19 protein-coding genes and 1 pseudogene are annotated in these 20,917 nt (G+C 47.5%); 8 read left to right on the top strand and 12 right to left on the bottom strand.

Annotated elements, in window-relative coordinates; all coding sequences use genetic code 11:
* The first annotated feature begins 83 nt into the window (after window positions 1-83).
* Both PIL01S_RS16565 and PIL01S_RS16560 read left to right on the top strand, forming a co-directional pair.
* Window positions 84-656, top strand: coding sequence for a GNAT family N-acetyltransferase (locus PIL01S_RS16565; protein ID WP_174818706.1), 573 nt, complete (start codon window positions 84-86; stop codon window positions 654-656).
* Between the two features lie 5 nt (window positions 657-661).
* Window positions 662-1,003: a DUF1801 domain-containing protein gene (locus PIL01S_RS16560; RefSeq protein WP_127538599.1), complete on the top strand. Its 342-nt coding sequence runs from the start codon at window positions 662-664 to the stop codon at window positions 1,001-1,003.
* 281 nt (window positions 1,004-1,284) lie between these two features.
* Here the strand turns inward: PIL01S_RS16560 and PIL01S_RS16555 are convergent, their stop codons facing one another.
* From PIL01S_RS16555 to PIL01S_RS16530, 6 genes are all read right to left on the bottom strand, one after another.
* Complete coding sequence (locus PIL01S_RS16555; protein WP_127538446.1) at window positions 1,285-1,749, bottom strand: hypothetical protein; 465 nt, start codon at window positions 1,747-1,749, stop codon at window positions 1,285-1,287.
* A gap of 19 nt (window positions 1,750-1,768) precedes the next feature.
* Complete coding sequence (locus tag PIL01S_RS29870; RefSeq protein ID WP_246058363.1) at window positions 1,769-3,073, bottom strand: WXG100 family type VII secretion target; 1,305 nt, start codon at window positions 3,071-3,073, stop codon at window positions 1,769-1,771.
* A 230-nt stretch (window positions 3,074-3,303) separates the two neighbouring features.
* Window positions 3,304-4,608, bottom strand: coding sequence for a DUF1963 domain-containing protein (locus tag PIL01S_RS16545; protein ID WP_127538445.1), 1,305 nt, complete (start codon window positions 4,606-4,608; stop codon window positions 3,304-3,306).
* 176 nt (window positions 4,609-4,784) lie between these two features.
* Window positions 4,785-5,963, bottom strand: coding sequence for an alanyl-tRNA editing protein (locus PIL01S_RS16540; protein ID WP_127538444.1), 1,179 nt, complete (start codon window positions 5,961-5,963; stop codon window positions 4,785-4,787).
* A 217-nt stretch (window positions 5,964-6,180) separates the two neighbouring features.
* Window positions 6,181-7,950 (bottom strand): dihydroxyacetone kinase subunit DhaK, encoded by a 1,770-nt coding sequence (gene dhaK, locus PIL01S_RS16535; RefSeq protein WP_127538443.1) that lies wholly within the window; start codon window positions 7,948-7,950, stop codon window positions 6,181-6,183.
* Window positions 7,950-9,089, bottom strand: a complete 1,140-nt coding sequence (locus PIL01S_RS16530) for a glycerol dehydrogenase (RefSeq protein WP_095361055.1) — start codon at window positions 9,087-9,089, stop codon at window positions 7,950-7,952. The genes dhaK and PIL01S_RS16530 overlap by 1 nt, the downstream gene beginning before the upstream one ends.
* A gap of 306 nt (window positions 9,090-9,395) precedes the next feature.
* Between PIL01S_RS16530 and PIL01S_RS16525 the strand changes: the two genes are divergently transcribed.
* The gene (locus PIL01S_RS16525) at window positions 9,396-10,436 is read left to right on the top strand and encodes a PocR ligand-binding domain-containing protein (protein ID WP_127538442.1); all 1,041 of its coding nucleotides are present in this window, start codon (window positions 9,396-9,398) and stop codon (window positions 10,434-10,436) included.
* A 5-nt stretch (window positions 10,437-10,441) separates the two neighbouring features.
* Here the strand turns inward: PIL01S_RS16525 and PIL01S_RS16520 are convergent, their stop codons facing one another.
* From PIL01S_RS16520 to PIL01S_RS16510, 3 genes are all read right to left on the bottom strand, one after another.
* A complete protein-coding gene (locus PIL01S_RS16520; RefSeq protein WP_127538441.1) occupies window positions 10,442-10,915 on the bottom strand; it encodes an SMI1/KNR4 family protein in 474 nt (157 codons plus the stop codon).
* Between the two features lie 66 nt (window positions 10,916-10,981).
* Window positions 10,982-11,665, bottom strand: coding sequence for a hypothetical protein (locus PIL01S_RS16515; RefSeq protein WP_127538440.1), 684 nt, complete (start codon window positions 11,663-11,665; stop codon window positions 10,982-10,984).
* Window positions 11,666-11,756: 91 nt separating this feature from the next.
* Window positions 11,757-12,632 (bottom strand): LysR family transcriptional regulator, encoded by an 876-nt coding sequence (locus PIL01S_RS16510; RefSeq protein ID WP_127538439.1) that lies wholly within the window; start codon window positions 12,630-12,632, stop codon window positions 11,757-11,759.
* Window positions 12,633-12,767: 135 nt separating this feature from the next.
* On the opposite strand from PIL01S_RS16510, the pseudogene PIL01S_RS16505 reads away from it, so the two are divergent.
* The 5 genes and pseudogenes from PIL01S_RS16505 to PIL01S_RS16485 all read left to right on the top strand — a co-directional run bounded on the left by PIL01S_RS16505 (window position 12,768) and on the right by PIL01S_RS16485 (window position 15,879).
* Window positions 12,768-13,747 (top strand): annotated as a pseudogene (locus tag PIL01S_RS16505) (zinc-binding dehydrogenase).
* A 35-nt stretch (window positions 13,748-13,782) separates the two neighbouring features.
* Window positions 13,783-14,001 carry a hypothetical protein gene (locus PIL01S_RS16500; protein WP_246058358.1) on the top strand — a complete coding sequence of 73 codons (219 nt, stop codon included), beginning with the start codon at window positions 13,783-13,785 and terminating at the stop codon, window positions 13,999-14,001.
* A gap of 28 nt (window positions 14,002-14,029) precedes the next feature.
* Entirely contained in the window at window positions 14,030-14,545 is a 516-nt protein-coding gene (locus PIL01S_RS16495) for a hypothetical protein (protein ID WP_127538437.1), read from the top strand.
* On the top strand, window positions 14,542-14,949 hold the full coding sequence (locus PIL01S_RS16490; RefSeq protein ID WP_127538436.1) for a hypothetical protein: 408 nt from the start codon (window positions 14,542-14,544) through the stop codon (window positions 14,947-14,949). The genes PIL01S_RS16495 and PIL01S_RS16490 overlap by 4 nt, the downstream gene beginning before the upstream one ends.
* Window positions 14,950-15,090: 141 nt before the next feature.
* The gene (locus PIL01S_RS16485) at window positions 15,091-15,879 is read left to right on the top strand and encodes a formate/nitrite transporter family protein (protein WP_095288637.1); all 789 of its coding nucleotides are present in this window, start codon (window positions 15,091-15,093) and stop codon (window positions 15,877-15,879) included.
* A 55-nt stretch (window positions 15,880-15,934) separates the two neighbouring features.
* Here the strand turns inward: PIL01S_RS16485 and PIL01S_RS16480 are convergent, their stop codons facing one another.
* The 3 genes from PIL01S_RS16480 to PIL01S_RS16470 all read right to left on the bottom strand — a co-directional run bounded on the left by PIL01S_RS16480 (window position 15,935) and on the right by PIL01S_RS16470 (window position 20,820).
* Window positions 15,935-16,366: an acetyltransferase gene (locus PIL01S_RS16480; RefSeq protein WP_127538598.1), complete on the bottom strand. Its 432-nt coding sequence runs from the start codon at window positions 16,364-16,366 to the stop codon at window positions 15,935-15,937.
* 111 nt (window positions 16,367-16,477) lie between these two features.
* Window positions 16,478-18,037, bottom strand: coding sequence for a glycoside hydrolase family 30 protein (locus PIL01S_RS16475; RefSeq protein ID WP_127538435.1), 1,560 nt, complete (start codon window positions 18,035-18,037; stop codon window positions 16,478-16,480).
* Window positions 18,038-18,108: 71 nt separating this feature from the next.
* Entirely contained in the window at window positions 18,109-20,820 is a 2,712-nt protein-coding gene (locus tag PIL01S_RS16470; protein WP_127538434.1) for a beta-glucosidase, read from the bottom strand.
* Window positions 20,821-20,917 lie beyond the last annotated feature (97 nt).

Raw genomic sequence — 20,917 nt, 5'->3', positions numbered from 1 at the left:
GGGGCGAAGATAGTGAGCCAACCATACAGTTCATTTTCGTACTGAGGTGAAGCGAGCTTCATTTATCTTTAAAGGAGACCAACATGACACTGACAACGGACAACCTGTTTTATAGCAAACGATTGAAAATGACACCTCCACGTGAGGGAGACGTGCAGACGATGCTGCTATGGAATGAAGATCCCGAGTATCTTCGTAATGTGGATACCGATATCGCCATCCCCTACTCGGAGAAGCAATTGGAGGATGAGGGGGAAACGAAAAACAAAGAAGTATACTTCAGGCTCCGGACGCATGATGACGATACATTAATCGGTTTTGTTGTCATTCACAGCATTGAATGGAACAACCGCTGCGGGCAGCTGGCCATTGGCATCGGACTTGCCGAACATCGCAACAAAGGGTATGGAACAGAAGCGTTGAACCTGATTTTGCGATATGCCTTCCATGAGATGAACCTTGATCGTGTGGGGCTGGACGTCATTTCCTATAATGCAAAAGGGATCCGTGCCTATGAGAAGGCCGGTTTTCAGTTAGAGGGACGAGCACGCTCCGCGGTATACCGGGACGGACGCCGTTATGACCGCCTGATGATGGGCATTCTGAAGCCGGAGTGGGAAGCACTTAATCCAATACAAATGGAGGAAGAACAATAATGGCCTTGAATACAGAAGTCACGGAGTTTATTGAACAGATCTCAACCCCCTGGCAAATCGCCGTGGCAGGACAATTACGCCAGCTCGTGCACGATTCCATTCCGGACGCGCAGGAGCGTATACAATACAAGAAGCCTCATTTCCTGAAGAACGGCAAATATGCGGCCGTCATCTCCCCTTCCAAGCAGGCGATGTCCTTCACCATTTTTAATGCGGCTGCTCTTGATCTGCCCGATGGATTATTTGAAGGCCCAGCGGAACGCAAAACGATCAAGATCAAGGAAAAGGATACACCGGATTACGAATGGCTAGCGGGTCTCCTGACGCAGGCATCCGCGGAATTGTAGAAGGATGTACAAACTAATCTATTAGAAGTGCTTTCTTTAGAGTGTAATATGTTGGACTCGTTCTATTCCAAGATAGCATCTGTAGTTCTCTAATTTGCAAATGATGCTTTTAACAATATTACCATCGGGTTATCGAATCAAAAATTGCATTTCCGCAAGAAAACGAAGATAACATAAACCAGGTCAACCATGGTGGGCCCTGACCGTGCTCGACCTGGTTTATATAACCACGTCCCTCTATTCATACTAAAAATCAAACACAAGCGGTTAGTGGTAATGCTTCACTGCCCTGTCGACTTCTCTAGTTCATACACCTCATTGCATCTTTTATTTATCCAGTCTACTGCTGATTCTGCTTCTTCTCTTAACATAACGCCTTGTTTGCACTTATACTGATAATTTTCTTTTGCCCAAACCAGTATGATCTTTATATATTCTAAAGTCTCAATTTTACATGTACTGTCCTCTTCACCATCTTCGGCAAAAATGTCTTCAATAGTTGTAAAATATTCATCTGATTTTATTATGTTTACATTCCCCCCACCTTCGTATGTAGTTACCTTTCCTTTTAATAATTCGAGTAATTTTTCAATTTCATCCTTTACAGTAGCAAAATCTCCAAAAATATCCGAACCTAGTGAATTACTAATCAGATAACCATTCTTTAATGATGTATCTATACCGAAATCCAAAATAACCTCATTAAAATCTTCATTGTATTCAGTTGTATACAAATATTTAATCATGTTGTTATCTCCATTCTCCTTAATACAACGGATATGCTGACGTGATTTTCCCATTTTTTACAACAAACTCAATATTCATCCCTGTACTTGCAGTCCCTCTATACCTATTATTTTTGAAAACAACTTTGTTGTTGAAAGCTATATTTATCTCGTCAATAACTTGCTGCGATGTCCAATCTTTCGGAAAAAACGTTGTCTTTGCTTTCTTCAGTACTCCATCAACTTCTATATTAGCTCTGTATACACCATACTCATTAGGGGGATCAACATTCCCAACAATTTTCCCCTTACTATTTGGCATACCTTCATAATGAAATCCAACTGCTTGTCCTTTTATGAGTTCGCCCTCAAAAATATGATTTAACGCGTTGCTCGTTGTTCCTTTTTTGAAAGCTTCTGTATTTTTTAAATCATCGAGATTCCAATTAACTTCAACAGTCTCCTTAACAATCTCCTTTTCCTTCTCCACAAATTCAGAAAATTTCGAGGACTCTCTCGCCTTTTTGCTTTCGGCAATGTTTTCAGTGATTCGCAAGCGTTGATCCTGAAAACCATGAAAGCCACCCGTCATATTTCCTGTTCCAGGACGGGAAAACGAATTGATTTTCGCTCCCACTCCTGTAGACGTAAATAGATTGTGGGGCTTAATCATCGTAGAAGCATACCCGCCACCTAGCATCAATCCACCTACGCCAAAAATGTTAGCCCAGTGCTCACTAGACCAAGCATTCGTTGGAAACGTAGCTTCACGGATCGTACCATGAATACCGAATGTAAGCCAATTCGCTGTATCATTCGGAGAGTCGAACGCTTTATTCGCTCGATCCACATACCCCTGAACAAGACCACTAGGGATGCCGAACGTCCAATAATCCAAAAATCCACCTACACTATCGTAACGCTTCTGATACCGATCATCTGCAGATTGCATAAAAGCTTGTCCCAATTCGACCAAACTATCAGCAGACTTCTGGAAAGCATTACGTGTATCGGCTGCGGGAGCCCTACATTCATCCGGTGGAGGTGGAGCACATCTTGGATCATAGGATTGTACCGTTTGACTATCGGCCATCCGAAACTTTTCGGAATGACTTCTGAGCTCTTTCGATATTGACATGGATAAGGTCACAAAGTTATCCATAACCCGCTGTGCATGAGTAAAATCAGCATAAAAGTTTTCTTTTGTACTCCCATCCCATGCTCTCTCAATCTCAAACATTCGTTGTTTCAGGTAGTTATTCATCTGATAAATCTGGTTCTGAGCAGCTTCGAACTGTCTGGATACAGCAAGAAGTTGCTCTGGTGTTACTTTTATAGTAGTCATAGCGTACCTCATATAATAAGTTTCCGTTGTTAAACGAAGCTTTCATCCTCACTACAATGGCACAAGAATTCGGTAACCCGTAGTATGAAATATTATTATAAATGAGGCACACCGTGAGTAGGTAGCTACTCACGATGTATTTACATAGTCCACTTTTCCCTAATTATCTCCAAAACATAATACTACTTGGAACCTATTCAGAGTCCTGCTCCAATCATTCGGCAATCTAGTTAAGATTGCTGATACGTCACCGCAGTCATCTGACACTGCTCACATAGGAACATATAATACATGCCCTCGCCATACTCCTCGATCTGTGCCCAGTCTACCTGCCCAACCGCCTTCATGGTTGTGGAGCAGCAGGGACAGACCGGATATACTGCATCCTGAACCCATCCGGGATGACCGCCAATCTGGGATAGTGACGGTTCCATGGCCCACTCACTGCCATGGAAGGCCTGACGGGGTTCTGTCGAAATGTAGAATGAATAACCAGCATCCGGGGCAGGTTCAAACGAGTTTTCCGGATCGATGTCATCCATTCCTACTGGCATGACATTGAGGGAACTCCAGAAGGGCTCCCCTGCTGAGCTTGTCTCCATATAGACTACACCGTAGCAGCTGCAGTTGATGCAAGTTCGAATCTGTAGCTTTTCGGCTTGCCAGGAAACATTCTGCAAGGCCGGATGTCGCACATCCAGAGCAACCAAAGTGGTTAAAGCGGTTCCACACCATGGACAGCTGCCGGAACTTGTTTGAAGCATTTGAATGGGTACGCCGCTTGAAGGCGCAATTGTTTCATCCTTTGCATCACCTTTATGTAATGAATAACTTGGGGTAATGAACAATTCTCTGCGCTTCCCGTCCTCGGTGAGTTCCCACCCGGCTTCGAAGGTGTATTGCTCTGGTTTTACATATAACTGATCTGCCCAGACCGGCGGAGACTGCTTCCACTGCCAGAACTGCTCCACGACTACCTCATCGCCGATATAGGCTAACATAATCAGGATATGGTTACGATTCTCGTCATCGGTGTGCACCTGCTGCAAGAGTAGATCCCGCACTTTCGCTGAGGCACTTTTATATAGGATCGCAGGATAGTAGATCTCCTGCTCCAACAGCTCGGGAATCTGTGCAGCGAGCGAGATATCATGGTAACAGACCAGGTACAGCAGAATGTCTTTGCCGGTATCCATATCATCGGTAGGAATCAACTCCATCGCATAGTCTGCCATCGCTTCCTGCTGCTCGGCAGACAGGGACAGGTAGACTTGCTCTTGGGAACGTTCATATGGCACATAGTGAATTAATGGATCGCGTACATGAGGTATATGCATGATTTTCAGAATCTGCACCGGATCATGCACTCCCTCATACAAATTCACGTCTCGTCGATTCGCTTCAATGTATTTCCGGCGTTCCTCCCGCTCCATCTCCTGCTTGCAGGGCATGCAGTAACCACCTGTTTTGGCCGCGGTTGCAGGTAAAATCGTATTGGTGCATCCTTCACGAATGCATGGAATACGTTCTGTCATTCCTTTGTACCTCCTTGCCGTCTGATCGATATACCCCCGAGTATATCATAGGAAAATGATGGGATGTATTACTAGCTCTGCTCAGACGGATCTTCCCCTCATGTGAAAAGGCACGCCACAATTTGTGGCGTGCTGCTCCTTACTGATATCGTTCCGTTCCAGAAACAAAACTCATCTTAGTGATGTCCCAGTTGGTCCTTGGTAAATTCATAAAAAGCTAAGGCATCTTCACTGCTGGCAAAGCCTGCTTGAGCCATTCTGTCACTGCCCCCGCCTTTGCCCTGGTAGGCTCCGAGATTACCCTTGAAGAATGGACCGCAAGACCACTCTGGCGGCTGCCCGTTCTGTGCCAGAACGACCTTGGCCTCCGAGATGCTGGCAAAGAGAACAATACCCTCATGTTCCTCCGTCAGCTTGGTTGCCAGGCTCTGCATGTCCTTGAGGGATTTGTCCTCGAATACCTGGGCAATAACCAATCCTTCCCGTGCAGAAAGGAGTTCCTGCGCATAATACGCATCATTGGTCGATTTGACCGTACTCAGCTCGGACAGAAGCTGTTTCTGGTCTGTTTCCATTTTATCGATACGGTCAAGCAGCTCTTCCCTGCTGGTTTTTAATTTCACCGATATTCCGTTTAACACCTGCTGTACTGCCACGAATTCGTTTAATGCTCTGAATCCGCACTTGAAGTAGATGCGCGTGCCACCTTTAACCTTCTCCGTTTTCAGCAGCTTAAGGATGCCGATCTCGCCTGTTGCCGCTACATGTGTGCCGCCGCAGGCGTTGTATTCCACGCCCTCCATTTCTACAATGCGAATGTCCTCTGTCACAGAAGGCTGCTTCACAAGCGGCAGACGCGCTGCTTCCTCCGCAGTAACCCAGGAGCTGCTAATGCGGGCATTGCGGTAAATCTGGCGGTTCACTTCCTGCTCAATGGCTGTCAATTGATCCGCTCCCAGTTCTGCAGCAGCTACATCAATCGTTGCATATTCGGTTCCCAGATGAAAACTGAGCGTCATCGCATCAGCCAGCTTCAGCGTGATCGCTGACAACAGATGCTGCCCTGTGTGATGCTGCATATGATCGAATCTGCGCTCCCAGTCAATCTCGCATTGAACCTCCTTCTGCTCAGGCGCCTGCTCGACCTTATGCCATACCTCGCCATCTTCGATATTTACATCAAGAACAGCAACACCTCCGATTCGGCCCAGGTCACAAGGTTGTCCACCCCCATGCGGATAAAATGCCGTCTCCGCAAGCGTGATATATGTACCGTCTTCCTTGTCCACTCTACCGGTAATTTGTGTATGCCATTCCCGCGTGTATGCGGAGTCGTAATATAACTTTTGTGTCATTACCTGATCCTGATCCCTTCTCGTTCAATTTGTTTGAGTGCTGATCCATGCACATTCCTTACGTATCTGTTCTACAGATTACACTATTTGGCATGAGGACACCAAATTTCTGCCCTGCCGCTATAGCTTCTTAAACAAAAAGACCACTCTGTAACCAAGCTACAAAGTGGTCTTTCTTACTTACATCCATATTGGATGAAACGTTGATTATGGATATCTATTTCATTGACTCGGACAGCTCTGTGAAAATAACTCCCAGTGCGTATGCACCGGCATCCGGATATCCCAGACTGCGATCGCCAACCGTACCTGCGCGGCCCATGCGTGCCACGATGTCTTCGGTTTTCTTCGCACCTTCGACTGCCGCTTGTGCCCCTTTGGCAAACGCGGTTTTGAAGTCATCACCGGCATTTGCACTTTGTGTCCAGGAATCGGCACAAGGTACGAGTGCATCAATCAGCGTCTTGTCACCCACAACTGCGCCGCGTCCGAAGGACCGCTCACCCGTGGATTGAATGCCTTGCACGGCTGCTTGCATCATCTCGGCAAACTCGGATACGTTCAGCTGCTGTTTATCTCCTACAGCTTTGCCCGCTGCGCGGAATGCCGAACCCCAGATTGGACCGGATGCCCCGCCGCAATACTCCATAATAACGAGCGAGCATGCATCCAGGAACGAACCGATATTCTTCTTCTCTTCGTTGATAATATGGTTCCATTCGCGCTTCAGCTGACGGAAGCCCTTCGCCACGCTCATCCCGAAGTCGCCGTCCCCTGCATGAGAATCCAATTCACAAAACGGTACCTCGTTCTTGATGATGATCTCACCCATCTTATCGATCAGGTACACGATGTTGTCCAAGGAGAATTGATTGTTGTTAATCACTGCAGCAGATGCAGGTGTCTCCACTTCATAGGAAACTGGAGCGTCTTCACCTACAACTGCTTCAAGTGCTTCGGAGTAGGCTACTTGTGCAGCCGGAGGACCGGAAACCTTGAATGCAGGTGTGTCACTTTCCTTAAACAACAACGACTTGAGTTCATCATCCAGCTTCAGGATCGTCAGCGATGCGCCAGCCATATCGATGCTGGTCATATAATTGCCAACAAAGGTGGTGGCTACTTGTAGACCCGAACGGCCTGCCAGCTCGCGCTGAACGGAGTTGTTAAGCAAGTATAGTTCCTGCAGCGGTGTTGCACCAAATCCGTTCACGAGCACTGCAATCTCCGCGGATGTGTCGCCATCCAGCTTCATGTCAGCGAGCAGGGCTTCAACCATGCGGCCTGCAAGCTCATCAGCAGAAACAATTTTCTCACGACGAATACCAGGTTCACCATGGATACCAACACCGAACTCCATTTCATCGTCCGCAATTTCGAACGTTGGTGTTCCTTTGGCAGGCACAGTACAGGACGTAAATCCAAAACCAATGCTGCGTACGTTCTGGGCTGCCTTCTCGGCAACCAACTTCACTTCTCCCAGACTACGCCCTTCTTCAGCTGCAGCTCCGGCGATCTTATGGACCAGAACCGTTCCGGCTACGCCGCGGCGTCCTACGGTGTAGAGACTGTCTTGTACAGCAATGTCATCTTCAACACGTACATACTGTACATCGATACCGTCTTCCTCCGCCAGATGTGCAGCATTCTTGAAATTCATCATGTCACCGCTGTAGTTCTTGATGATCAAGAGTGTGCCCTTGCTGCTGGCCGTTGCCTTAATTGCCTGGTACACCTGAATCTGGGAAGGAGATGCGAATACATCTCCACATACCGCAGCATCCAGCATGCCTTTCCCCACATAGCCAGCGTGAGCCGGTTCATGGCCACTGCCGCCGCCGCTGATGAGGCTGACTTTGTCCGTATTAATCTCTCTGCGTTTGATGACCTTATACTTTTTCAAAAATTCAAGCTCGGGGTGCGCCAGCGCAATCCCGTTGCACATTTCCATCACGACATTTTCAGCCTCATTGATAATTTTCTTCATTACTTTGCCTCCCGGCGAGCTTTGTATTCCCGACCCATACGGTCAGCCGCTGCAATGGCAGCAGCCACTTCTGGAACGGTGATCGGGAACGGCATAGCGTGAATGGATTCTTCCGGAATACATGCGATCTCTGCCACTTTCAGCAGCTCTTCTTGCGTAATGGTATCTACACCGATATCCGCCAAGCTTACAGGCAGTCCCACCTCGAGGCAGAAGTCCATAACTTCATGCAGCTCTTCGGTTGGTGCATTTTCGAGGACGAGCTGTGCAATCGTACCGAAGGATACTTTTTCACCGTGGAAGAAGTGATGTGTACCCTCCAGAACCGTCAATCCGTTGTGGATGGCATGTGCAGCGGCCAGACCGCCACTTTCAAATCCAAGACCTGACAGCAGAATGTTGGTCTCAACGATATTTTCCAGCGCTTGCGTTACAACGTTGCTGTCGCTGGCTACTTTTGCTTTCGCTCCGTCAGTCAGCAGCATTTCATAGCACAATTTAGCCAGCGCCAGTGCTGCATTCGTACCTACAGCAGATGGCGTATAACCTTCGCGGGATCCCATTGGCAGACTCGCGTTTACACGGGAATACGATTTCGCTGTTGCTCTTGCTTCGAAGTACGTAGAGAGGGCATCTCCCATACCGGATACCAGGAAGCGTGTTGGTGCGTTAGCGATTACGGTTGTATCCACCAGCACAACGCTTGGACTTTGTTTGAAATACGCATAGTCATCAAAAGATCCTTCCGGTGTATACAATACCGCCGAGTGACTTGTTGGTGCATCGGTTGCAGCAATGGTTGGGCAAATGATCAATGCTTCACCTTCCGCTACGCATTTGGCTGCATCAATGGCTTTACCACCTCCAAGACCGATGGTGCAGGTGCATCCTTTTTCCTTCGCAATTTCCTGTAGACGAGCCACTTCCTGACGGGAGCACTCCCCTCTAAAACCGCTTTCAACAAAGGTGATATTAAACTTTTCTGCTGTTGCATCAAGCTTTGCCTTTACACGCTGAACATCATCCGGATGTGCGATCAACAACGCGGAATCTCCGAAGGATTTCACAAAGTAACCAAGGTTCAACAGTTCATCTTCGCCTTGCACATATTTGGTTGGACTGATAAATGCTTTTCTCATAGTAGTGTATGCCTCCTAAAGATAGTTAATAGGGTCGTGTTAATGGATCAAATTTGAATGGTTCACAATTAACCTAAATATATCTCATGAATGCGAGAGACACATTGGACTTTAATAACAAATTATTATAACTTCCAATCGTAATTTTTTGCTTTTTTCTGAAATCATGGTATGTTATTGTCATTGGATGGTTGAATGTTGACATCATCTTACATTACCCGTTTGCATCCTATTCTAATATGTACAACTTGCTAACTTTTTAGCGCTTAAGGGCCATTAATCAGGTTAGCTATGGAGGTTCACATAATGATTAAAGAATACTTGCACATTAATAAAATTCTCGACCTAAATAAATGGAAGCGCCTACAGGATTCACTGGCAAATGTAACCAAGCTGGCCATCCTGACCGTCGACTACAAAGGCATCCCAGTGACAAGCCACAGCAGCTGCCAAGCGTTCTGCCAAAATGTACGCAAAGATCCCGAACTGCTTCCCTACTGCCAAAAATGCGATTCACGTGGCGGGCTGGAAGCTGTTCGGTTGAATGAGCCTTATGTGTACTTGTGTCATTTCAATATTATTGATATCGCCATTCCCATCACAATTGACGGGAAATACATTGGTGCCGTGCTCGCAGGGCAAGTTAAACTTGCAGATCCCAATAAAGGAACTGATCTGGAACAGATCGTCTCTTCCAAAAACGTGCCCATGCATGAAGCGAAGCTGCAGGAACTGCAGGACGATTATGATCAGCTGCCTGTCATGACCTATGAAGAGATTGTGAAAATTTCCAACATGCTGTCCCTGCTGTGCAACTATATTGTAGAGGAAGCTCTCAATAAAAATTTGCTGGTGGAGATGTTCGAGAAGGCTTCCGGCTCTCAGGAATCCGTTAATCTATCCACGATTTTGCCCGGGTATTCCATTCGCAATATTGAATCCATCAAAAAGGAAATGACCAATGCGATTGCGGATGCCTATCTCAAAAACAGTCCAAGCGATAATGCAAGTACCAGCCCTGCGTTACAGCCCGCCTTCGAATATATTCACAGTCACAAGAGTGAGCAGGTGACACTGAAACACATGGCAGATCTATGCCACCTTAGTCCAAGCTATTTCAGCAGACTGTTCGCCAAGGAAACTGGGGACAATTTCACAACCTATCTGGCCAAACTCAAAATCAAGTGGGCCAAGCAATTGCTGGAGGTCACCGACATGCCGATCTCACAGATCAGTGATGAGCTGGGTTTTAATGAATCCGGGTACTTTATCAAAATTTTCAAAAAATTCGAAGAGATCACACCGGCCCTATATCGCAAATATATTCAAGAGCAATCTGTCACCTAGTTTAACTACTTCATCTGTTCCTGAACCCAGATCGCAGACTCAGCTAACATCTCCATCAATCCGTTAAAGTGGGGGGCCACCTCTTGAAATGGATGGTCCCCTGCATAGTCATGGATAAGCATCAGAACTTTACCCGAATTCCGTTCCAGAACAGCAATGCTTCCTTCTCCAAAGCCGCCAATCGGGAACGGATTCAGGTCTTCAGACAAGTCATACTCCTTCTTATACTCATGATACGTTTCCACAAATGCAGGGTATGCCCAGTCCAATTCCTGTACGGAATAGAGCGCGGGATCACCGAAGTTACAAGCACCATAGTACAGCAAAAGGTCCCGGTACGATTCAGGAAGATCAACATTGTGCTTTTTCTCAAAATCAACGATCGCCTGCTCCGATTCCGGAGTACAGCTCCTCCCCATTACGGTCTGATATGCCTGATCCAAAAGTGTCCGAATCGGTTCCAGTGGCTTGGATTCCACGAAACATCCTCCTCTATAAGTGAGATAAAGTCTTCCAAATGATCTCGATATGAGCATATTTACTGACTAGAGGTCCTCAATGTAACTGACTTCCGAGGGAATCAATTTACCATTGTACTCCCTGAATTCAACTTCCATCGTACCTGTATAAGTGCCCGGAGAAACTTGCACCGGCATTTCAGCAATCAGTTTATTGTCCTGAACCCTGTACCTCAAAATACGACCAATGCTTGCCTCTTCAAACCACATGTGCGCATCTTCAACAGGATAAGAATAGACATACGCTTTACCAGCAATGTTCATCGTGTATTCAACCGTTGCCTGGTGTTCCTTGTACATCGAAGACAACGAATTCTGAGCTTTCGCTATCGGGTCCCCGACGGGGATTTCAGTCCAATCTTCTTGTAACACATGAATGGCTGAGTCCCGCGCGCCAGTACCTTTTCCAGTCGTAAGTATAATGATGGCTTCGTCCGGACCTTTTCCATCTAAATTGCTGATAACGACTTCCGGGTAAAAAGCCCGTTCGATGATGTTTTCCCATGGAAATAATTTCGTTTGGTTGTTCCATGTGACTGTAATACCGGAGTACATCCCTTGAACAGGTTTGGTTGCTGCGCTTAATGTAATGTCTTGTTGATTTTGTTTGAGATCTGCCAATACAGTTCGTTCTTGATTGGGAACAGGAAGATAACCCGGTAGAGCAATGATTGCTGCACAGATTAGTTTGGGTATGATCAAAAAGCTCATCATCGAACCTCACTTTGCTATTTATAAGAATTGAGTTTCGCAACTCACTATTAACAACAGTGCTCAGCCCTGTTTAGTTTTGTGAAGTAATCTATTTATCCTTCTCTATTCCTGGCCTCAATGTCATCATCTCCAGTAAGCCACGTAATGCGGCCGATAGATGAGCTTTTCGGGCATGTACAAGTCCCACTTCCAATCTGCAATATGGCTCTGGCAAAGATATCACAGAAACCTCTCCTCTTAATTCGGCTTGAACAACCGAAGATCGCGGGAGTAAAGATCCCCCTATTCCGGCAGATACACCACTTAGGATCGTGTTCAGTGTACCAAATTCCATTACATTGAGCGTATGGACCCCACGGCTATGTAGAAAAGCTTCAGCTTGAATTCTGTGCGTACACCCGATCTCAAAGAACAACATCGGTTTACCTAATACTTCGGCCACCTGATGCAAGCCGGGTTCCGCAATCAGAACCAGTTCTTCATCAAACACCTTGATATAGTTCAGTTCAGGATGATCGACTGGCCCATAGACTAAGGCACCTTGCAGATCATGCTGCATGACCCTCTGATTCAGCTCGTGGGTCCCTCCTGTGACAAGTGAAGCCTGTACCTCTGGATAACAGGAATGGTATTTAGCCAGGAATGGAGCAAGGAAGTTGGAGGCCGCTGTCTCAATGGAACCTAAACGAAGCTTTCCTGCAGGTTTACTTCCTGTTTGAGTCGACAATTCTGCTTCATGCAACAAATCCAGTATTTTATCTGCATACCCGAGCAAATGCTCTCCAGCAGGTGTAAGTACCATTCCCCGGTTCGTGCGATGAAAAAGTGGAACTTGAAGTTGATTTTCCAGCTGCCTGATCCGCGTTGTAACATTGGACTGCACATAATTCAGTGCCAATGCTGCTTTACTAATACTTCCTTCTCGAGCAACAGTCCGAAATATTTTTAGATCTCCTGCATCCACGATAATCACCTGCTTGCTAGCTATTGTTTTTATTGATACCCACATTCAATTCTGTTCATTTTACGTGAAACCACCCCAACTGTACAATGAGGTTCAATCATGACCTTTAATTACATCAACGGGAGGAATAACATTATGAAAGCTATTATACATTCAGGCCGAAGTGGCCTCAGGGGGCTCCAATATACATCATTCACAAGTCGACCACCAGGGTTCGGCGAAGTCAAAATTCAGTTAAAAGCCGCCGGTCTTAACCATCGCGATCTCTTCATCATGGCAGGTCGGACAACCCATGACGCCCCGCTCATTCCAGGCTCCGATGGGGCTGGTATAATAGTAGAAACTGGCGAAGGAGTAATACACCCTTCTGTAGGTGATGAAGTTATTATTCATCCAACTCTGGGTTGGAGCTTTGCAGCAGATGTGCCGATTGTACCTGAGATCGTAGGTGGACCAACGGATGGAACACTTGCACAATACATCACACTCCCTGCTGATAATGCCTTGCCCAAGCCATCTCATCTCACATGGGAGGAAGCAGGGGTGTTATCCCTATCGGCATTGACGGCCTATCGTGCGTTATTCACCCGTGGTGGTGTTCAGCAGGGAGAACATGTTCTGATTCCCGGCATTGGAGGTGGCGTAGCCACCTATGCTCTTCTCATGGCGGTATCAGCCGGAGCCAAGGTAACAGTAACCTCAAGGAGCGAAATGAAGCAATTCGATTGGGAGCTGAACAAGCATTCGGTAGTCATGAAGATTGGAGTAAGCATAACAAACTTGACCACGTGGATCTGATTTTGGATAGCATCGGACAAGCCCTTTTCCCCCAATATTTCGATATTATCCGACCGGGTGGCCGAATCGTAATGTATGGGGCAAGCTCTGGAGATGATCTGACTGTTCCGATCAGATCCATCTTCTTCCCTCAAGTTAGCCTGATCGGCACTTCCATGGGAAGCCGTGAAGAGTTTGTCCAGATGCTGCAGTGGGTGAAACAACATAATATACACCCTGTAATCGATAAAGTGTATCCGTTACAGGACACAGCGAAAGCGTTCGAACGTATGGAAAAGGGAGAGCAGTTTGGCAATCTTGCTATACGGATCGAGTGATTACTTACACTATGAATTATTCAGGAGGTCTTGTTATGTCCGACCATGCACAATTAGTAGAACAGGTTCGCAAGCTGATGAATGCCGAAGGAACGGAAGCGGAACTGGATGATATGCTGACTGAGCTGCAGCAGCTGCTGCCATATGCCGAGATCAGTAATTTGATTTTCTGGGATGATCGAGACCTGACTCCCGAACAGATTGTAGAAGAAGCAATTGCTGCCCGTCCTATCCAGCTTCCGCCTCAATCCTAGCTTCTCATTCAGGAGGTGAACGATCGCTATGTCTGAACCAAACTACAATAACTTTGAACAGCTAGATTTCGACGCACTCAGTGAAGAAGAAAAGCGGCAGGCTCTTCGTAATTTGACAGAGCTAACAGACCATCATCTCACGCAGCAAGTTCTGGCTATCGGCATGAATTCTCAAGAAGAAGATCTGGTGCGCATCGAAGCCTGGCGTGCCCTTGGTATGGTATGCTCCTCTGATCTTCTGGATGGAGTCCTGCATGCTGCCGCGCAGCTTGTTCGTGACCCGGACGAAGATGAGGATGTACAAAACTACGCCTTGCAGACTCTAGCCCTACTGCCCATCACCGAAGCCGAGATTCAATTGGCTCTGGATGTTTTGCAGGGGAATGCCTACATCCTGGTCAAGGGAGCTGCATTTGCCGTTCTTGCTGCACATCAACACGTTTCCGGTGCTCGGTCTGCGCTAGAATCACTTCAATCCGATCCCGATTTCGGCTCTTCTGCGAAGCGGGTAATACAATCGAACCAAGGAAGTGATAACCTATGAACAAACATGACCCTTCTTCCCGTGAACATGAAGCTTATGAAAATATGGATCGGTCCAATGCAGCATCGGGAGAACATGCCGTGAAGCCTGTCTACCTGACCCAGGGTGAAATCAATGCTTTGCAGAAGGCCATCATGTTCCTGAAATTTGAATGCGAGGAAACCGACTCTCTCCTCTACGCGGGCAGTCCTCTGCTGAACAGTGTGCTGGAAAAGGTCCGGGATGCGCATGACTATGCTGAGTACACCAAAGACTTTCACTCCCGTCCCAATGAATATGCCGAACGTTTTATGAGAGCCAAACTGGAGCGTTCCTACGCAGAAGAATTAGTCCCACGTGAACGAACAGCAGAACAACTGGCTGAAATTCTAGGCGCCTGCATGTACCCTTTTCCAGTGAAATAGCATTCAATATGTCTGGGTATCTGCATGATTAGATAGTGATTGTTTAACTGTACTGCTGCAGTGGTAGATTAAACTCATACCACACTTCTTCCAAATTTTCGTTATAATGTAAGCATTACACCGAGAAGCGGGAGGCGAATTATGGAAACCGAAGGTTTACGCAACGTTGAACAATTAGCCTTGAAGAAGCACAAGATTTACAAACAAAGTTTAATCAGGTACCTCTCACGTTCCATGTTAGCCAGCATGTTTATCGGATTTGGTGTGATCGTGGCGTTTAAGACAGGTAACTTCTTCTATATGGAGCAGTCCCCATTTACATACCCCATGGCAGCACTTACGTTTGGAGCGGCTATTATTCTGATTGCGTATGGCGGGGGTGACCTGTTTACCGGAAATACGTTTTATTACACGTATGCTGCACTCAGGAAGAAGCTGCGCTGGCTCGAAGTCGTGAAGCTGTGGATTGCCAGTTACAGCGGGAACCTGATGGGCGCGGCTGTCTTTGCTCTATTAATCTATCTGACTGGATTATTCGATTCATCTCAGGTCAATGGATTTCTGCTAAGTGTGGTGGAGCACAAGATGGAGGCACCGGCGATGCAGCTCTTTTTCCGGGGAATTCTATGTAACTGGCTTGTGTGCCTGGCGTTCTTCGTGCCGATGTTTATGAAGGAGAACGGCGCCAAGATGTTCGCCATGATGCTGTTTGTCTTCTGCTTTTTCATCTCCGGATATGAGCACAGCGTAGCCAATATGTGCACGTTCGCCATCGCGCTGGTACTGAATCATCCGGGAACGATCTCGTTTGGCGGGGTCATCCATAACCTCGTTCCGGTAACCCTCGGCAATCTGGTGGGGGGCGTGCTGCTGATGGGCTTCATGTATTATGCGGTGAACAAACCTTTTCTCGATGATGAGACTCACTAACGTATGAAAAATCCCCCGCGACCATCCATCTCAAGATGTTGGTTACGGGGGAATTCTATTTTAATTCCAGATGTAATAGGGGAAAAGGATTACCTGAGCCATCCAGCTCCGATCTGCCTGTCTGCACAAACCCCATCCGGGTATAAAACCGCGCAGCTCCCTCGTTTTGTTCATTCACATCCACTTTGAGATCGTTACCCTTAAGGTCAATGGCATGCGTAACAAGCATCCGTCCGACCCCTTGCCCATGCTGATCCACATCCACGAATAACATCTCAATGTGCTTGCCATCCAGCCCCATAAAACCAATGGGTTCTCCCGCCGAGTCCACCGCTTCCCATACTTCCATGCCTGACAGAGCTTCACTCACCACACTTTTATAGAAGACAATATCCTCTTCAGCCAGAAACGTATGCGTCGCCCTCACAGCACGTTCCCAGATGGAAACCAGCTTGGCATGATCCTGCTTACGGTATGGTGTAACCATCACTTTCAATTCCTCCCCTCCAATGTAGTGTTTATTATAGTGCATAACTCCAAGGAGTGGGTAAAATCAAATGCTGCTTTGCAGACGTAGAAGTTGATGTAATGATTGGTCTTATCTACCTTTTATCCCGACCCCGCTATTTGAGGTGTCCTCTGGCTTCCAACGAAACGTGGCAGCGGATTGGGATGGTAGCGTGTATTGAAACGTCTTTCCTTCCATAACGACATGGAAGGCAGCATCTTTGTTCCCCGTGTTAGCCGCAACCAGCACCATGGTTCCATCCGGATTGCGAAAAGCTACATTTTTCAGCTCATCCGATTCTTGGGTAGACTCCACTCTTAAGGCTCCTGTACGCACATAACGACTGACATGTCCAAGCGCATAATACTCGACATTACGGGTCACCTCACCGTTATCCGGGTTGATTGTCACTACTCCCCGGCAGTTCGCACAGCCACCATTTGTAGGTCCGCCTTGCGGATCGAGCGCTATATTCCAGAGCAGTACGCTTTTGGCCCAGTTTCGCGGAGCACCGACTATCAGATTGGACATCTGCCAACTTAGATTTTCGCCAAAATCAGGACTCCATTCCCCACCACTGCACTCTGTAAAATAGATGTTTTTATCCGGAAAACGATCATGCACTTCCGACATGGCGGAAGGCTCCCCTCCATAACAATGGAATGCCGAACCATCAATGTAGGATGCAGCGGCTTCGTCGCCAAGTACGCTGCCTGTATACTCCACTGCCTGATCCCAGTTATGATCATAACTGATGATTCGCGTGTCCAGTCCTGCCTCTTGCATGGCCGGCCCAAGGTAATCCCGGATAAACATGGCCTGTTCCTCTGCCCCCATGCTCATGCTCGGATAGTTAGCCGTGGTGAACTCCGGTTCATTCTGCAGCGTCATTCCATAGATGGGCACACCCTGGGCCTGATAGGCTTGGATATATTTTACGAAATAACGTGCGTAAGCATCATACACTTGAGGATTGCTGTAATCCAGATACCAGCCATTCATGGTCTTCTCGCCGTATTTCATCCAGGACGGGGCAGTCCAGGGCGTGCCCATAACCTTGATGTCCGGCTTTAGTCCAACAATGTGTCTCAGCATATCCACCACTTCCTGATCTTTCTCGATCGAAAAGTGCTCCATATTATAATCCGTACCCGATTCGATATCATTATACGTGTAACTTGATGGTTTCCCTGATGCATCCACCGAATAATCGGAGGAACCAATGGTATGTCGCACCATGTCCAGATTCAAGCCTTCCGTGGTATACAGCTCCTGAAGTAACTGTTCTCGCTGCTCTGGTGGAAGCTGGTTGATTAAGTAGGTGGACGAACCTGTCATGGCAGCACCGAATCCATCCATGGTCTGATACGTCTGGGACGGATCAATGATGATAGTGTAATCTGCATCTGCGTCGGAATCATTCTCCTCCGATGTATTCCAAGAGATTGGCTGCTGCGGTTCCAATAAATGCTGCTGATCTCCGGTTGTCAGCCATACTTCAGCTGTTGCAGGTTTCTTCTCTACTGGTGGCGGTATGGCATCCTCTTCGGTGTGGCTTGTCATCCACCAAACGCCGAAACCAGCCACAATGCATACAACGAGCGGCAGGATGATCCAGGCTGCTTTCCTCTCTTTCCATCGTGACTTCATCTCATCACACGCTCCTCTCCAGGTGTGGAAAAAGCCGCGGCCCATGGGCCACGACTTTTTGCTTCTTCCTTTTATTTACCGGACTTGCTTCCGATATTCACACTACCTGTCAGACGAATATCATCCGATGCACTGCCGACATAAACAGATACCTTACCCTTAGGCATTACCCATTCATGTGACTTTTCATCCCAATAGGAAAGTGCACTGCGATCCAGTTTAATTTTAACGCGCTGCTGTTTGCCTGCCTTCAGATCGACTTTGGCCCAGCCAGCAAGTTGTTTTTCCGGTGTTTCCACACTCGTTGGCAGTTTGCCCACGTACACTTGTACAACTTCTGCACCTGTAACTTTACCCGTATTGCGCAGGTTCAGGGACACTTCTACGGTAGCATCGTTGCCTTTGCCTGTATTTTTCACGTGCAGGTTACGGTAGTCGAAATCCGTGTAAGACAGCCCGTGTCCAAACGCAAATGCTGGTGTCATGCCTTCTTTGTCATATCCTTTGTAGCCTACAAAGATTCCCTCTGAGTAAGTACCCACGCCATTCACACCCGGGAATTGTTCCGCAGTGGATACTGGTGTTTGCGAATCATCCGATGGGAACGTTACTGGCAATTTACCGGATGGGTTCACATCACCGAACAGAACGCGAGCTACCGCATTACCTTGTTCCTGACCTGCATACCAAGCTTGAACAATGGAAGGTACTTCTTTTTGCCAGGAGTCCATCTCCACGGCACGGCCACTCATTTGTACAACAATCGTCTTCGGATTTGCTGCTGCAACCTCACGAATCAATTGCTCCTGGTTGTTCGGCAGTTCCAGATCGGAACGGTCCACATAACCTTCGCTGTCATACGTACGTGTCACGACAACGGCCACATCGGATTTTTTGGCCAGGTCCACTGCTTTTTGCATTTTGGCATCCACGGCATCTTCAGGTGCTTCCCAGCCGAAACGCATTTGGGCACCCATGTCATGGCTTGACTGTACCGGGAAATCGGTACGGTATTCAATCTTAATGTTGTGGGATTCGCCTTCTTTTAACGTAATTGCTTTCTTCGTTGTGCTCAGCGTTTCACCTTGATTTTCTACGAGCAGCTGATCATCCACGTACAATTTCGCAGATCCCAGGCTGGTCAGAGACAATTTGTAATCACCCGTTTTGGGTGCTGTAATGGAACCTGTCCAACGTGCGGACATTTTACTGTTGAATTCCGTTGGTGTAACCGGAAGCTTGGAGGACTGGGCGTTGAACCCTTCATAGTTATAAAATCCAAGATTCATGTTAACCTGATTGTCTGTACGAACCAGTGAAGGGTCACCTTCCATGTTCGTGTTGGTCCAGTATTCGGCACGAAGACCATATTCCGCTTTGTCCGTACCAACATTCTGCTCGCTCTTCTCGGCATCTGCCGGAGACAACAGTGTGGATGGTACTGCGGAAGGACCGTTAAATGCATCCCCGGCGGAGATAGGATCCGTTCCGGCTGCATATTTCACTTCCACGCCATTGCCTGCACGGTTACGAATGCCTTCAAGCGGACTCACAGTGTATGTCGGGTTAACGAGGCTGCTGCCTCCACCTGCTGCAGAAGCTGTGTCTGCATCCGGTCCAATAACTGCAATGGAATTCAGTTCTTTCTTCGAAAGTGGCAGCACGTCATTGTTATTTTGCAACAGCACCATGCTCTGCTCAGCAATTTCCCGTGCTTGCTTACCGTCTGCCTTCGCATTAATCTGCGTATTGGTTACAGGGTTGTCGAACAGCCCTTTCTCGAACATTTGGAGCAAAATGCGACGAACCTTCTCATCAATGGTCTGCTCGCTGACTTCACCTTTTTTCACGGCTTCCAGCAGCTGCGTTCCCCATTTACCATAAGGCTCCCCTGGTGTCTCCAGATCCAGACCCGCGTTAGCCGATTTGGCTGTACTGAAATTGGCACCGTAGTCACTCATGACGAACCCTTCGAAGCCAAACTGGTCCTTGAGCAGATCGGTCAGCATCTCCTTGTTCTCACAAGCATATGTACCGTTCACCTGGTTAAATGAACACATGGCGGAACCGAGATCCGCTTTCTCAACAATAGCCTGGAATGGACGTGCATAAACTTCTTGAATCGCACGTTCACTGGCTGTTGCATTCGTTGTGAAACGCTCCGTTTCCTGATTGTTCAGGATGTAGTGCTTCGCCGTTGCAATCACCGGGTTGCTTTGAATCCCGTTGACATACGCTGCACCCATGCCGGAAGCCAGCAGTGGATCCTCACCCAGGGATTCGAAGTTGCGTGATCCCCATGGTGTACGTGCAATGTCCAGACCAGGACCAAGAACAACGTTATGTGTTGTATCATGGGCTTCCTGTCCGATCAGATCACCATACTGTTTGGCAAGATCGGTATCCCAGGATGCTGCCAATGCGATCGGTGCAGGCAGTGCCGTGGACTTTTTGTCCTGCACATCCGGATTGGCAACACGCACCCCTGCTGGTCCATCCGCCATCTGCAGTGCCGGAATGCCAAGCCGCTCCAATCCATCATTATAGAAACCATAATAGTTATTTACTTTACCAGTAACGAATCCGACTTTCTCCTCCAGCGTCATCGCCTTGAGCAGCAGCTCGGTGCGTTCCTTCGCAGATAAGGATTTGTTCATCCAAGGACGATCTGCCCCGGAATCCGCTTCTGCGGCAAAGGCGTGTAACGGCATGGCCGCAACCGCCACGATGATTAACAGCATAAACCATCGTTTGAGGAAAATCAGGTTGAGTCTTCTGTTCATGTTTGTAAGCTCTCCTTCTCTCTTGATCATTTTTCTTGCACACATTGCTTGAATACATGTGTACAAGGGAATGCAAACTGGCTTGTCCCAGCCCTTC

Origin of the sequence: Paenibacillus illinoisensis NBRC 15959, assembly GCF_004000925.1 — a bacterium.
GTDB classification, from domain to species: domain Bacteria; phylum Bacillota; class Bacilli; order Paenibacillales; family Paenibacillaceae; genus Paenibacillus; species Paenibacillus illinoisensis.
This window is presented reverse-complemented; position numbering and strand designations above follow the sequence as displayed.